At 49.0% G+C, this 14,629-nt stretch carries 11 protein-coding genes; 6 read left to right on the top strand and 5 right to left on the bottom strand.

The window, feature by feature from the left end; all coding sequences use genetic code 11:
- Positions 1–126 precede the first annotated feature (126 nt).
- The 4 genes from RBB49_RS04490 to RBB49_RS04475 all read right to left on the bottom strand — a co-directional run bounded on the left by RBB49_RS04490 (position 127) and on the right by RBB49_RS04475 (position 7,236).
- The gene (locus RBB49_RS04490; RefSeq protein ID WP_306141490.1) at positions 127–2,937 is read right to left on the bottom strand and encodes a pentapeptide repeat-containing protein; all 2,811 of its coding nucleotides are present in this window, start codon (positions 2,935–2,937) and stop codon (positions 127–129) included.
- Positions 2,938–3,380: 443 nt separating this feature from the next.
- Positions 3,381–3,857, bottom strand: a complete 477-nt coding sequence (locus tag RBB49_RS04485; protein ID WP_306141489.1) for a hypothetical protein — start codon at positions 3,855–3,857, stop codon at positions 3,381–3,383.
- Entirely contained in the window at positions 3,832–5,382 is a 1,551-nt protein-coding gene (locus RBB49_RS04480; RefSeq protein WP_306141488.1) for a S8 family serine peptidase, read from the bottom strand. The genes RBB49_RS04485 and RBB49_RS04480 overlap by 26 nt, the downstream gene beginning before the upstream one ends.
- A gap of 756 nt (positions 5,383–6,138) precedes the next feature.
- Positions 6,139–7,236: an endonuclease/exonuclease/phosphatase family protein gene (locus RBB49_RS04475; protein ID WP_306141487.1), complete on the bottom strand. Its 1,098-nt coding sequence runs from the start codon at positions 7,234–7,236 to the stop codon at positions 6,139–6,141.
- Positions 7,237–7,411: 175 nt separating this feature from the next.
- On the opposite strand from RBB49_RS04475, the gene RBB49_RS04470 reads away from it, so the two are divergent.
- Positions 7,412–8,239, top strand: coding sequence for an endonuclease (locus RBB49_RS04470; RefSeq protein ID WP_306141486.1), 828 nt, complete (start codon positions 7,412–7,414; stop codon positions 8,237–8,239).
- A 416-nt stretch (positions 8,240–8,655) separates the two neighbouring features.
- Here the strand turns inward: RBB49_RS04470 and RBB49_RS04465 are convergent, their stop codons facing one another.
- On the bottom strand, positions 8,656–9,516 hold the full coding sequence (locus tag RBB49_RS04465; RefSeq protein ID WP_306141485.1) for a hypothetical protein: 861 nt from the start codon (positions 9,514–9,516) through the stop codon (positions 8,656–8,658).
- A gap of 516 nt (positions 9,517–10,032) precedes the next feature.
- On the opposite strand from RBB49_RS04465, the gene RBB49_RS04460 reads away from it, so the two are divergent.
- From RBB49_RS04460 to RBB49_RS04440, 5 genes are all read left to right on the top strand, one after another.
- A complete protein-coding gene (locus RBB49_RS04460; protein ID WP_306141484.1) occupies positions 10,033–11,274 on the top strand; it encodes a site-specific integrase in 1,242 nt (413 codons plus the stop codon).
- A 209-nt stretch (positions 11,275–11,483) separates the two neighbouring features.
- Entirely contained in the window at positions 11,484–11,918 is a 435-nt protein-coding gene (locus tag RBB49_RS04455; RefSeq protein ID WP_306141483.1) for a hypothetical protein, read from the top strand.
- A gap of 76 nt (positions 11,919–11,994) precedes the next feature.
- Complete coding sequence (locus tag RBB49_RS04450; RefSeq protein ID WP_306141482.1) at positions 11,995–12,234, top strand: AlpA family transcriptional regulator; 240 nt, start codon at positions 11,995–11,997, stop codon at positions 12,232–12,234.
- A gap of 115 nt (positions 12,235–12,349) precedes the next feature.
- Positions 12,350–13,327, top strand: coding sequence for a DNA-primase RepB domain-containing protein (locus tag RBB49_RS04445; protein WP_306141481.1), 978 nt, complete (start codon positions 12,350–12,352; stop codon positions 13,325–13,327).
- Positions 13,324–14,307 carry an AAA family ATPase gene (locus RBB49_RS04440; RefSeq protein ID WP_306141480.1) on the top strand — a complete coding sequence of 328 codons (984 nt, stop codon included), beginning with the start codon at positions 13,324–13,326 and terminating at the stop codon, positions 14,305–14,307. The genes RBB49_RS04445 and RBB49_RS04440 overlap by 4 nt, the downstream gene beginning before the upstream one ends.
- Positions 14,308–14,629 lie beyond the last annotated feature (322 nt).

Genomic DNA, 14,629 nt, shown 5'->3' with positions numbered 1-14,629 from the left:
TCAATACAAAGTTGGAGTTCTACGATCCGTAGTGGCTCGGATCACGAGCGAAAGAACAGGCAACTAAACTTGTTTGAAACATCAAAAGCTCGGCTCTGCACTTTCTTATTCCTTATTTTCAAATGTTCATTCGAACGCGAGCGTATGAGCGGAAGAATACAATTCTCTCCATGTTCGAAACTTCATGCAAAATGGTCGGGAACGGTTTGCGACAATTGGTGCAAATGTAGGCTCCAAGTAATCGGCGTAGGCCTTGAGGTTTTTTGCGCCTGCATATTCGACCGTGCTCCATCCTCCTAAAGATCTAGGTGTTGGAAAGTGCGTGCCGTTAGCGGAAATTTCTTGGCAAAGTAATGCACAGAAAGCGCCATTGTCATACTTTAAGTTTGCCGTGACCGCATTCTTATCATTTGCCACGAGTCCTTGGACTGTCCTAGAGTCCATTTTGTCGAGTAGGTCATTTGGAAAAAGCTGTTCATAGGGTTTCGTTATTAGCGCTTGCGGTGAGCCGCCGCTTTTCAAATAGGCACCCACGAGCGTACGCACATCGTAGTCAACACCGCAAATTGAATCCTTTCCCCGTCTTGGTTCACGTCCTAGCGGCGGTTGAATTACGAGACTGCCGTTAGTTGGACTTAGGTTATCCATCAATCCAAAATCTGAGCACTTTCCCGATGCAGTGTATCCGCCGTGTCCTGGGTCGGGCGCTGCACTGAAAGCAGCCTCACCTAAATTAGCCACGCATCTTCGAACGCTTTCAGTATTGCGAAGCAAGGTCGCCAAATCGGGATTCAGGTGCTTCAGCGGCTGGCAATCATTGTCAGTTTTCCGTAAATAGATATCAAGCACCAACAAATAAAACGCATCCAGCGCAGGATTGAGTTCTTTATCGGATTCCAATCCAATCAAACTGGCAAATCGATGCGCAAACAATTGGCTAGAGCCAGGATTCGCACATACTTGTGCCCTCAAACCTTTACCCAGTGCATTGGCTGTTGCCAAAACATCTGTCGCAGACGGGAATCCAGAACTGTCGGTATGCAAGCTACTTTGCGAAATAACTTCGGTGAGACTGTTTGTGTCAGTTTCATAACTGCTACTAAATTCAGTTCTATCGATTACATATTTTCCGACATGTTCAGCACCAACAAAAGGGTAGGCCCGTTCATCTGAAACAAGTTTTTTGAGGAATACTTGCTCGTATTCACGCAAACTGCCTCCAGGATTGTATATACCAAAGCGGGCAAATCTGAAGTCTGACAAATCAGCCCGTACATTCTCAAGTTTAGCTCCTTCAAGACGGGCAAACTTCAGACTTGTTCCTGTGAGGTCAGCATCCTTCATTTCAGCGCGACGTAAATCAACGAATGAAAAGTCGGAAAACCTAATGTCAGCGCCCGTCATCCTTGCGCCAGTCATCCTCGCTCCTGCCAAATTCGCTCGATCAATTGTGGATCGCCACAAGTGGGCGCCAGATAACCAAGCTCCGGCCATGTTTGTTTGCGTCAGATCGGCGCCGTCAAAACGAGCACCAATCGCATTTGCCCATATGAATTTTGCGCCCGTGAAATCGGTCTGCTCCGTATGGGCGCCAGACAACAGAGCGCCCGTATAGTCAGCATTTCGAGAGTCTGCATACTTCAATTCAGCGGCGCGCATATCCGCGTTGACAAAGGTGGTCTCTACTAACGTTGCGTTTCCAAATTCTGAAAACGTCGCCGTCGCGTCTGTCAAATTTGCTCTACCTAAAAAAGTGCCATGAAACCGCACATGACTTATTCGAGAGCGATCAAAGCGCGCGCTGCCAAGGTTACTGCCTTCAAAGTTCGCACCATAAAGATCGGCTTCCCTAAAATCCGTACTACTAAGTGTCTTGTCATTTAGTGCTGCAAATCTCAGGCTCCTTCCGCGTAAATCCCATCCAACACTGTTGGCGGCGACAATCTGCTTTGCGTCGGAATTATCGCGCAAGCTAATCACCGTTCCCGGAGATACGGTCTCTCGCAATAGCGTCGCAGATTGGGGCTTCAGGTAGCGGCAAGTAATGTCAACTTCCCAGTTTTCGCACATCCAATCAAGTGGGTTTCCGGACAACGGAAACAAAGCGATTGGATTGTCTTCCAAATGAATGCTTTTCCGTAAAGGATTGACGGGAAACGGCTCTTTTTCGGGAAGCGCAGAGATCCTGTCGAGTTCGACGATAACTTCAGATTTGAAGTCGCCAGGGACATGAGCAAACACGAGCAAAAAAGTTAGCGGACTTGCAAAAACAAGTACGGCGGCGATGGTTATTGCGTCAGAAGACTTGAAAGATGCTGTCGAAGAGCGTAGCCGCGAGAACAGTGATGAAAGAGTATCCTGGAAATAGAAATTAATAACGAGTATAGTGTCGGCAAATAAAATTAATTTGTGTAAAATTGTTACGAAATTATTCTGGAATGGCATAAATATCATCAAAGTAAAAGATAGAAGAAATATAGGTAAAAAACCTAATGAAATAAGCGTCACTAATTTAATCGTAATCGAAAGCTCTTTGCCGACGTAGTCTCTATGTATATATGTAAACGGATAGACCAACTCATGCGAAAAGCTAGATCCTGCGTTCGAAGCGGTTTCACAATAGAGTTGAAATCTTTTCTTAAGTATTCGTAACTGAATGAATAAACTTACATGAATGTAAAGAAAAATTAGTGGCGCAAGAATAAAAGAAACAAGTATAGGCAACTTTAATCCAACTTGAGGAACAGAGATTCCACCGCCGGTGAAAAGGTCGTCATGCGTAGTCGCTACGAGCATTGCGCCAATGTAAACGGTCACAAGCAAAAGGGAGGTTAGTGCTGTTCTAGCGTTTCTTGCAGAATCATTTACTGCATCTAACAGTGCGTTAAGGTCGTTTACATCAGCCGAAGAATCCCCATTTTTCGTTGCTTGGGTCATCATATCTTCTCCGCACAAATAATTCGTTCAATATGTCTGTCGTTAGAGGTATTTCGATTGGTCTTTTCTCGCTCTTGCAGGCTTTGGTCGCCGCGCCCGAAGTAGAGGTCGGTGGACGTGAGGTTGTTGAGACTTACGTGGCAATTAAAACTTTGCGGTCAGGCCGAGCATAATGTCGTCAACCTTAAGTCTTGTTTGTGGAAGCCACCCGATGCGATACTTTGAAATCAGTGCAAACTAAACTTTGTCATCGAGCGTCCAATTTCCAAATAAGTTGAAAAAAGAGTAGGTATTTCCTCCTTCATAGAAGTCATGCTTATCAACGCGATCAATCAGGCGAGCAGGTCATTCTCAATGCGGTTCACTTTTTGAAGAGTTGCTTTGGACTGTTCGATTTAGACAGACCTAATGCAATGCGCAAAATCCTCAAGCAGTGTCAAACATCAGCGCAATCGCTGATTTTCCAAGATTTCAATAACGTGCTCGGATCGTTCGAGTTCTTTTATCGTGTCTGCGTCTACAACGGCTACGATGCTGGACGCGTTTTCTAATCGTTGTTGCAGTGTACCGTTAGACCTCGATATTATTTCTTCAATTGCCCGCTGCGCATCGGCTGCCGTGCTTTTGTGCAGTGTGGGGTCTGCCAGCTGCTGTTTTGATTTGCTCGTTCCGAACACGTGCGAAAGATCCGGTTTCGGTACATTCAGAACAATCACGACCTGGTAAGTGGCATCGCCATCTTCGCCCACCAGAGTTCTCAATCCCTTCGAAATCTTCGAATTATCGCTCACTAAATCTCCTTGGGTAGAGGCTTCAATTGTCTCTTTGGCTTCAGAAGCGATTGCTCTTGATGACGACCATGCAACCACCAATGAAAGGGCAAGAATACTCGCGCTAAAAGCCCAGTTTAATCGCTTCATCAATGCTTCTCAAAATATTTATCGCGCCGTGACCAAACCGTTGGTCTTGGCCAGATTCCCCAACGTCCATCACACCGCCCAACAAAAGATCTTTGGCAGTAAATGCTCTCCGATCTTGTGCCAGACTTTTGAGGTCAGTTGCTGCATAAAGTAGCGCTGCAGCACCCGCAACATGCGGGGTAGCCATCGATGTGCCATTGAAGCTCTCGTAGCCACCGTTGGGAACACAGGATTTAATGCTAACTCCAGGCGCTGACAAATCTGGTTTCGTATATACCAACGGGAGAAAATCGCTGTCGATGACATTTGATTGACGCAGTATGTGCGTCCGACCACCGCTAAAGCCCGCGCAGCGGTCCCGGATGTCATGCGCTCCAACGGCAAGTGAAAAATAATCGTTACCTGGCGCACCAGAAGTCTGATGGCCATCATTTCCTATCGCTGCAATCACGAGCGTTCCCCTAAGTAGAGCATCCACAATAGCACGCTGATATGGCGTATCCACAGTACTATCAAAGGTTAGTCCGCCGAGTGACATGTTAACGATTTCAGCTTTGTTATTTACTGCCCAATCGATGCCCGCGATAACTTGCGCTAGTGTGCCTCCCGCATCGCCGTTGAGCACGAGACCGGCAATAACTTCAGCGTCAGGTGCCATGCCAATCCAGCTTCCGCTTGCGTTACCTCCAACAATGGTTCCGGCAACATGGGTGCCATGCGAGCCGCTGTCGCGTGCGTTGGCCACACCTTGCGCAGTGATGTTTCCCGAGGGATCGAATTCAGCAAAGTCGCTAACTTTGCCAAAGAGGTCCGGATGCGTTGCGTCAATACCAGTGTCAAGCACTGCGACCCGCACCTTTGAGCCATCTTTTCGTTGGCCACGTGTGCCGAACACACTCCAAGCACCTAAAGCTTTTGTGCGTTCAAGACCCCAGGTTGTCATTTCATAACCACCGCCCAAAATCTCCAAGCTCCCGTCGGACTTTGTGGTTCTAGGCGTGGGGATATGGGCATTCTGATAAACGCCCTCAAGCTTATCGCCAGCTTCCTCGAGCACCTTTTTAAGCTCACCCCGATGTACCATAATCCGCGCGGCGTCGATGTTCGGCATAGCCAGAGGTGCTGCGCGGTCCTTTTGTGATTTGTACTTTCGTACCTTCTGTACGGCTTCATCGACGGTCGTGGAACTTAGGAAGTTGGTCACCTGGGATATTGAATCTGGTGCCAAATATGTGGCCGCGAGTGAGCCCACTGCACTAAGCGCAATGTTCGCTGCCAAACTGGCGTTCTTGTTTCGGAGCACGCGTCGCGCAGAGGTCTCTCCAGAAAACGCGCTTCGCTTTGGTGGAAACATAGTCTTTGCATCGACGACCATAGATCGATTTTGTTCTGTTTCAACTGCTGCCGAAAGTAGCTCAACAAGCGTCCGACGGCGATCAGATGTGAATTGAACAATGACATCGGTGTAGTTGCCCGCGGTTTCATCCATGATCCGATCAAACTGATGTTGAAGCCTACGTTCCATTGCTTATCTCCCAATAAAAATGCTCTCAAAAAATTCCTGCAGCGACTAGTGTAACCGATGTCTACTTAAAATTGAACAAAAATGATATTTTGCAACTATCATACGTATTTTTAGTTGACTGGTTGCAATCGCTGCTTTGATATTGACGTCAAAATTTAGTTAATCTGAAAAGTGTTATCGGAAGGCTTCTATTGTCGGAGCGAATAGAGCAAACATAATCCGAAAACAAACGGCGCGTGCTTGTTTTTCTCGCGTCGAAGCGGCAAAAAGGCTATATAGAAAAAAATTACTCTAGGGAAGAAACGGTCCAGCGGTATCATGATGATGAATTTCCGCTAGGAACTTTCTTCGGACTGTGACTGTAGCTATGTTGATCGCATGACGCTTTGGTGCAAATTTTATTGGAAGTGCGCTTCACACTGCTCGACTCGTGTTGCAAAATGTCAGCGAGTTCAAATTGACAATTCCTTGCTGTCGTTACTCAAACAATTGAGGTCGACCTCGGACTTCAAAGACTTTTGAACTAGCGCGAAAATAGTTTTGATCTGAATTTTTTGAACTGGCGCTATCGCTCTAATGGGTACAGTGGAACTCTGTGGTAACGAAGCCGATGGAAAGTTGGAACTTACCTAGCTTCTCACCGTCGTTAGGACACTTGTTTGATGCTAGCGTTGGTTGAGCGTTCGCAGTTTGCACTATCGCGGCGCTGCTAAGTCTTTCCGAAACGGGTGTAACTACAGATTCGATCGAGCAACGCTACTCGCTAACCCTCGTCAGTTGTTCCAACAATTCCAGCCTCTCTCGAACTTCGCCGATTAGGCGTTGAATTTCGGCGTCTCTCCCCGCGCGACCCAAAGTGTCCAGTGACGTTGCATTCAAAACACCTTGGTTTGCTTTCTTAGCGTAAACCGGACTGTGGTCCGAACCGAAATACCTGTTTCTTGCGACCGACACGGTTTCAGCGTTCGGAAAACTGTTGGCTAATGGTCCTGCAACGACGATGTGGTCGATTGCGCCAGGGCCAAAATTTCCGGCGAGATAGGTGGGGGGCAACTCCGCAGACAGCAACCGATACCCGAAACCGATCTCTGACAGGATTTTCATACTGTCGTCGTAACCATCGCGTCCTCCAGCCCCGCAGTCATTTAGACTAGGCTTGCAATCCTCGGCAACATTGGATCCAACCCTGACGTGTTTTCCAATCGGCTGAATATTGAAGTCTCCAGCAATCACGACGCTTCGCCCGCTCTGCAACACTGCCGAGGCATCAGCAGCCAGTCCGCGTGCATTGTTCTCACGCTTCGCGGCATTGCTCAGATCATCGTCACCCTTTGCGCCCCCGGACGATTTCCAATGTGCGGCATAGACTGATAGGCCATCTGCGAGATCTACACGCAGAAACCCGCGCGAGGGGCGTTCACTGCCGTTGATCGTAAGGCCGAGATCGAGAGATTCCGTCGGCCAGTCTTCATTGGACGCTCTTGGGTCATACCCGTCGACCGATGTATCCCACTCGGCGATTTTCTCAAATGGTGTACGGCTTATGATCGCGACTTCCAATGACTTCGGCCAATGCCCGGTCGTTTCCACTGGTGGAGAAAAGTCGCTGATGGCCCAATGATCGAACCCGATCTCATCGGCAATTTCTGCGACTTGACGCGAAGATACAACTTCCTGAAGCACCAACACATCAAAGCTTCCTATGTCGTGCATCATCTCGAGCGCGTTGGTCGCCAATATGTCTTTGTCCTGCTCCCCACCGTTTATGTTCCAGGTCACGATCTGAGGTGTATCAGCGAACGCGCTGGTAGCAGCCAAGCATGTTGCGACCCAAAAAATGTGCAATAGTTTCATGGTATGTCTTTCCTAGAATTACTAACTGACACTTTTGTCGTTTAATGTTTTCACCTTAGAGTAGCGATCAGAGCCATTCAACCTTTTAGGGTGGAACCTGAATGCCTCTAAAGGAGTTCGCTGATAGAATTTGCTCGTCCTCCGCGGGCGGCATGGAATATCAAACAGGGGTAGGATGAAACGGCCCATCTTTAACGAACGCGTCGTGCGAGCAATCTTCCTTTTAACGGTTGTCTTTTGGACTGGTCGGTCGTTTGCCGATGGAGGTACTTCCGATCCGGATTACGACTATCTTCCGCCTGAGGAGATGGGATTTTTCGCGTCGTTTTCGGCCTATGCCACTTCATGGATTCGCACACCTAGTCACGCGGGCTCGTTTGCGACTGCCAAGCGTAGGCTCTACGCACATGTTAAGGATCAATACTCCTTCTACTGCCGTTGCGATCTCGATCTAGAAAACAGAAGTTTTGATCGAGCAAGCTGCGGCTATGTACCGGCGAACGATACCGTCAGAGCGCAGCGGACCGAAGCAGAGCACATCATGCCTGCTTTCTGGATTGCCGAATTACACGTTGGTCCTTCTTGTTGGGTCAAAGATGAAGCAACCTGCGGTGACGCGCGAGATTGTTGTCAGGCAAATGACCCAAGATTCAAACGTGCTCACAACGACCTAATCAACCTTACGCCCGCAATCGGTGAGTTAAACGCTATAAGAAACGACTTTGCATATGGTGTGATTCCAGGTGAACCACGTCGCTTTGGCGGCTGTGATTTTGAGAGCGATCGCGACCTTCAGGTTACTGAACCAGCTGACGACATTCGTGGCGATATTGCACGAGTTTATTTCTACATGCGCGATACCTACGATCTGGTATTGCCTGACGACTTGATGAGCCTCTTGGCGGACTGGGACGTTAGCGATCCTGTCAGCGAGAAAGAGGTTGATCGCAACGAGCGCATTCGCGACATTCAAGGTACCGCGAATGACTATGTTTCCGATTAAACGACGTTCAACGAAGCGTAGTTTCCTACTTCAGTTCTTCGGAAGCAGCACGCTCAGCTTTTTTGCCCTCAATCACGAGATCCATTGCTACAAAATCCATGCGATAAGTCCACAGACCAAGCTCATCTCGTCGGGATCGGCTGCCCATAAAACTTAATCCTCATAAACCGGCGATTCTTCGCTTACAACGGGATAGGTTGGGCTGGCCTCGCGCTTTTCGGCATTGCCTGGTTTGTGAAGGGCCGTGGCGGAGGGTTCCTTTTGCTCGATGAAACGCCAAACCGGATCATATCCAAACCTTGGTGGTGGCCAAACAGTTGAGCCGGCTTCTTTCTTAACCAGTTACACGTTCAGCGTGAAATTTGATTTTCAGGCATCCGCAAATGTGTGCTTTCCGCAGAACGGCCAATAAAGATTTATTCGCGCATGCCCTGAGAACGAAAGGTATTTTGAAGCTCCAGATTTCTTAGACTTAACTCTGTTTCCAGGGCAGCAGCTTTTTTTCCAATCGAAGGAGTAGGTTTCTTTTTCTTGACGGTCGACAGAGTGAGGAGGTGCTTTAGTTTTCTTGAAGCACCAAGACCGACAAAGCCTCCAAAACTATCTTGAAACGCGTCGGACGCCATAAATGTTGCGCCAGCTGAGCCATCATATGTGACTTCGAAAAGCGCAATATATGACAGATTAACCGGGTCTGTGCTTATCGCGGTCAGGCCTTTGTTTATCGATAAGATCCAGTCGCGCAAACCCAATGCGCCACGAATTCTAACTACTTGTGTGTCTGAATCGAGTGCGTTCTCCGCCTTGTGGAGATAACCTTTGTCGTTACACGAGAAGTTGATCTCTCCTTCACTTTGCTTAATCTCTTCGATTTTCTGTTTATTCACCAATAGTAGTGGTGAAGTAACAACTGTTGTGATTCGCCTTTTTCCCTTCCGCTCGACGCCAAGGTTTCCCGTGAGTTCAAAATTTGAGAACGGAATGAGAAATGTTGGCTTTCCGCTAGCGTCGATAACCCGCTCAACCTCTACTTCAAAAGCAGCTGTCGCAAGCAAATTCAACAGGAAATCGTTTGGATCAGGCTCATCAGGCTCTGCTATTTCGCGCGCAGTAATCGCCTCGGAAACTTCACACTGAATCGAGTAAATCACACTAGCTAGGTTGACACCGTAGTTCAGAGGAAGCCTTGGCACATCCTCGAAATCCTTTGGCGTAAAAGCGCACCCTGACAAACAAAACACACCTGCGCATAGTAAAACAAATTCGCGTAAACCCATGCTTGCCCCCATGCCCGTGCGTTACCGCTATCAATCAAAAGTTGTTAAAGGAGGGTATTATCTAATACAAGTGTTTTTTTGCAACTTTAAATTAGACTACTTGGATGTGCCAATTTTGCTGAGAATTAAGGGGGCGAGGCCACTAATTGGTGTTTTTGCACTTTAGGCGACGACGTTTAACGCAGCACAACTTCCTGATTTTGCAAATTAGATGCACTTCGAGAACCTTAGGCGTTGGGTGGTCATCTTAAAAAACTCCATGCTTTGGCGCAGACAGATCGTTCTTCCACCTGATTGCCTTGATTTAGTCGCCGACGCGAGATGACGGAGCGTATCCACACGTGGCCAAGGGCTCACCAATGTTAGGACGGTAAGCGGGCTTATCGATATGCCAGCTGACCTGCTCTGCCGATTTTGCGCATTCATAGGTTAGTTCTGTTCTTAGAGTGCTCTGCTACCCAACGCGCCCCAAACCATACCCTGACACGCGGACTTTTCAATCTTACATTCAGCGTCATGAAAAAGCGCCTGACACCTAAGACGATCGAAGCATTGCCACCTGCGACCGGCAAGCGATATGAGGTCCATGATCTGCTGCTGCCTGGCCTGCATGTTCGTGTCTCATCAAACGGCAGGAAAGTGTTCTACGTCTCAAAGCGTTTCAATGGTCGCATGAAACGCATCAAGATCGGTGCATGGCCAATCCTCTCTTTGCATGATGCTCGTGATGAAGCGCGGCGCATTCTGCGAGACATTGAACTTGGTCAGTTTGACGAGACAACTTCGGACGAGAAACAGGTCGTCCCAACCTTCGGTGAGGTTGTTCCGCAGTTCATAGAGCTGTACGCGAGGCCACGAACCAAAGATTGGAAAGGCACTGAACGTATTCTCGAGAAATTTAGTCGCCTAAATACTCGCCCAATCGACCAAGTCAAACGTGCTGACATCGTGCGCGTGCTTGATGTGATAGTTGCCAGTGGGGCACCGTTTAGAGCGAATAGGGCGCTAGCTGCGGTCAAAAAGCTAATGAACTGGTGTGTTGATCGCGGTATGATCGAAATGTCGCCTGTGACCGGTCTTAGGCCTCCTACGAAGGAAATTGCGCGTGATCGCGTGCTGAGCGATGACGAATTGATCGCTTGCTGGCATGCCGGCGAATCTGAGGGATATCCTTTCGCGCAATTCCTTTGGTTACTCATCCTGACGGGCCAGCGCCGTGGTGAAGTCTCTGGAATGCGCTGGTCTGAGCTTGATATTGAGAAACGTCTTTGGACGTTGCCTGCCAAGCGCGCCAAGAATGCCACATCGCATATCGTTCCATTGGCATCCTTGGCAATCTCGATCCTGAATTCGGTTCCAAGACTTGAAGGAAGCGATCTGGTCTTCACCACAAATGGTGTGACACCTATATCTGGGTTTGGTCGTTTCAAACAGCGCCTTGATGAAGCAGTCGGCCTAGATGCCGAGGATTGGCGCTTTCACGATCTACGGCGTACAATGGCGACGAACATGGCGATGATGCGTGTTCAGCCTCATATCATCGAGGCAGTGCTGAACCACAAGACGGGTATAGTGTCAGGTGTAGCGGCGACCTATAATCGGCACGCCTATCTGGACGAAAAACGCGAAGCGCTGGGGCAATGGGCCGAAAATCTGATCCAATTACCAGGTTTCCATTCCCAAGGGTCTGGCGCGAAATCGATGATTGGCACCAAGATGAGTGGGAAATTAGACTTCGTCCCGCAGCGAACCTCATAGGGTATTTCCTCTTTCCTGTTGGTTGGCATTGGACCGAGTTTAAGGCGCTTACCGAGGCTGACAAAATGCCTTATGAAACCACCGCTCGAGAGGCGTCCAATTTCGATTTCCCTGTTAATCCTCCTTTGCGTAGACCTGCGTCGTTGAGGCGAAAAAGCTCTCGGGAATACAGGCGGGATCAGGTTATCCACCAACTTCGAAAAGTTCTTATGAGAAATGACGTTAAGTACTTTCTCGGGCAAATGCGAAACATCAAAGCGCCGGGGCTTGGTACAAAGCAGATTGACCGTTCCTTAACCATCGAAGATTTTGACAATATTTGCGTGAGATATTCAACGGTGGGTCGACTTGTGTCGCGGCAGATTGATTTAACGGTCGACGCTAAGGACCTGATTGAATACTTGGCTAATAGAATAGAAACACGTGGTGCAAAGACTAAATACGAATTGTATAAGGTCGAACGCTGGTGCAGAGCCCAACTCGAAAGCAATACTCCTATTCTCCAGGACACAACAAAGGTCCAAGCCGCGTTGATCAATGCCGCTTGCGATTGGCAAGGGAAGGTCGATGCTCAACCTGCTGGGCCCGATCAGGTGCGCCCGATCGTCATCGAGTTGATGCGAGAGTACAAAATCGAGAAATAAATGCGATTTATTCCTCAACGACTCGAGCTCAAGACCTGAGTATTTGAATGACCTCCAAACAAACAAGGAGGTTTTGATGGATAACACAAAGGCAAATAACCCAGCCAAGTTACTCTTCTTGCGGAGAGACGACCTCAAGGCTCTGGGAATTTGGCAGTCAAATTCAACGCTGCTTCGCCTTGAAGCGGCAGGTAAATTTCCCAGAAGGGTTCGTCTGGCATCTGCTTCAGTCTGTTGGGACCGCGCCGAGATTATGGCATGGATCGACGCAAGAAAGGCAGAACGGGCCAATTGGCACTACGCAGATCCCTTCTAACCGAGGGGCGTTTTAGCCTCTCATCCCCCACAACTTCCGCCAATCGCAACGTGCTTTTCAGCGCGCAGTGCCTCTCTGTGCTCTGTGATTGGCCTAACACCCAGTTGGAAGTTTCATGACGAAAAAGACTGCTTACAAACCAAACAAGCACCCGAATAATACAGCTAGAATTTTTCGTGATCTCGAAGATGACGATGCTGTCGTTGGTAGCCAATACCATTTTCTGCAAGGTTTTTGGGACTATTGGGATAACATTGGTGATCCCGTTTACGCGTTCTTTGGGTTCAAAGAGGTCGCCACAGGGAAATGGATTGAGCAAGCTGTAAAATACCATACCGGGTTCCCCGCAATAAGCGAGCTGCTGACCAGATATTCCCGTTGGGATTATGATCAGTACTTTTGCGCCAATCCATTTTCCAAACCTCGGCGCAAACAGCAATACGCGTTACCGACACGCTTTGGCTGGTGTGACGTCGACGATAGCGATCCCTTCCAGTACGATCCTTGGCCAAGTTTGGTCTGGACGACGTCACCCAATCGCTATCAAGCGATTTGGGCATGGGACGAAACACATTCTGCGAATGAGGCAGAAAAGTTTTCGGAGGCACTCGCATATCGACATGGTGGCGACCGAAATGGATGGTCGGCGACCAAAATGCTGCGCCTACCGGGCTCGATCAACCACAAGCGTCAATATAATGAGCCGTTGGTTCAATTGGTTCATTGCGACTGGACGAATATCGCATCCCGCCCCATGCCCTTAAAATCGGCACGTCGCAGTTGGCCAACGAAACTTGCTGACGTCGATGCTAATCCCAATAAACATGATCGGCTGTCCGTGCTCAAAAGATACAGGAAAAACCTGCACCCAAAGGTGCGGGCTCTGATCCAAAACCGGAGAGCTTATGCCCGAAACCGTTCCGCTCAGATTTTTCACATCATCGCGGGCCTTCACGAGGCTGGTGCGTCAAGTGATGAGATTGCTGCAGTGCTCTGGGATAGTCCCTATTTCGTTGAAAAGCACGGACAGAATATTCAGAGGTTGAACGATGAACTTTCTCGGGTGATTGGCAAGCTGGAGGGCGGAAAATGAAAAAGCCAGAACCAGCTTTTCGCCGACTGAGCGAATACGAACCGAAGAAGATCAATTGGTTTTGGGATCAGTTTATCCCGTTCGGCATGACTACCGTGGTCGAGGGTGATCCTGGACTAGGAAAATCCTATCTGCTCATGCACTTATCAGCCTCACTGACGACGGGTACGAAGCTACCTACCGGTAAGCGCATACGGCCAACAGACGTCGTTTATTGCACCACCGAGGACTCGTACCACTACACGTTTAGTCCACGCATCAAAGCGCTCGGAGGCAATCCCGATAAGATTTGGGTGCAGGAAAAGTATTCGGCGATGGACGACAACGGACTTCAGACTTTGAGATCGCTGGTGAAACGTCGGAAGCCCGGTCTCATCGTTCTTGACCCGTTGTTCAACTATGTGCCTGCTGACCGGAATGCATACAGCCCGAATGAAATTCGCGCCATCATGGGCGAGTTGAATGAAATCGGTGAGTCAGCCGACGCTGCGGTGCTCTTGATCCGGCACCTAACGAAGACCAAGCGCGACAAGCAAATTTATCAGGGTGCAGGTGGGATTGATGTCATCGGCTTTGCAAGGTCGGCAATGCGTATCGAGAAACATCCCGATAATCCAGATCTACGCCTCATGGTCCATCTAAAGTGGAACCTTACAACACAGAGCAAAAGCTGGGTATATGAGGTCGTCAAACGGGACGGAGAAGACCTGCCCGTTATCGTATGGCGCGGGCAGTGCGATATCTCGATCGACGATCTCGGCAGAGACGACAACGGGGAAGGACCGCCCCCTCGCAGGACTGCTTTCGAGTTCTTGCGCGCCGAATTGGCGAACGGTCCCATGCCGGCAAAATATTTGCTCGAAAAGGCCGAGAATGAGGGAATCAAAAAACGTACTCTCGATCGCGCTAAGTCAAAGCTGAATGTCATTGTCGAGCAACAAAAGCGAAAATGGGTCTGGCGATTACCCGTCGATCGGTGACCACGGGGGTATGGACAACAGCGTCTCGGCACTCGCTGTGGTGTTTTGTTTGAGCGCGCCAGAGTGCCAACGATGCGCAGCGGAATTCTGGCAATCTGGCAACCTGAAAAGTTCTGCTTCGAATCTCAGACCGCCAGGTTGCCAGAATGTCAGTCACGAGAATTGGCGATCTGACCCATCCGACCTATCCCCGTGGCCGATAGGTTCCACGAACGCCTATCTGAGCTGGTTGGGGTCATCAAGGCCGACACGCTTACTAAATGTTAGCCCGTCATTGTCGCCGGCAGAGAAATTTGTCGAAGCGTTTCATGTGGTCTGAAAT

It is taken from the genome of Roseibium sp. MMSF_3412, assembly GCF_030733265.1.
Lineage (GTDB): Bacteria > Pseudomonadota > Alphaproteobacteria > Rhizobiales > Stappiaceae > Roseibium.
Note: the sequence above shows the minus strand (reverse complement) of the source record. Positions and strands in the feature narration are given on the sequence as shown.

Coding starts and splice junctions, on each gene's coding strand:
- RBB49_RS04470 (WP_306141486.1), top strand. CDS start 7,412: ATGAAACGGCCCATCTTTAACGAACGCGTCGTGCGAGCAATCTTCCTT.
- RBB49_RS04440 (WP_306141480.1), top strand. CDS start 13,324: ATGAAAAAGCCAGAACCAGCTTTTCGCCGACTGAGCGAATACGAACCG.
- RBB49_RS04465 (WP_306141485.1), bottom strand. CDS start 9,516: ATGGGTTTACGCGAATTTGTTTTACTATGCGCAGGTGTGTTTTGTTTG.
- RBB49_RS04490 (WP_306141490.1), bottom strand. CDS start 2,937: ATGACCCAAGCAACGAAAAATGGGGATTCTTCGGCTGATGTAAACGAC.
- RBB49_RS04445 (WP_306141481.1), top strand. CDS start 12,350: ATGACGAAAAAGACTGCTTACAAACCAAACAAGCACCCGAATAATACA.
- RBB49_RS04475 (WP_306141487.1), bottom strand. CDS start 7,236: ATGAAACTATTGCACATTTTTTGGGTCGCAACATGCTTGGCTGCTACC.
- RBB49_RS04450 (WP_306141482.1), top strand. CDS start 11,995: ATGGATAACACAAAGGCAAATAACCCAGCCAAGTTACTCTTCTTGCGG.
- RBB49_RS04460 (WP_306141484.1), top strand. CDS start 10,033: ATGAAAAAGCGCCTGACACCTAAGACGATCGAAGCATTGCCACCTGCG.
- RBB49_RS04485 (WP_306141489.1), bottom strand. CDS start 3,857: ATGAAGCGATTAAACTGGGCTTTTAGCGCGAGTATTCTTGCCCTTTCA.
- RBB49_RS04480 (WP_306141488.1), bottom strand. CDS start 5,382: ATGGAACGTAGGCTTCAACATCAGTTTGATCGGATCATGGATGAAACC.
- RBB49_RS04455 (WP_306141483.1), top strand. CDS start 11,484: ATGAGAAATGACGTTAAGTACTTTCTCGGGCAAATGCGAAACATCAAA.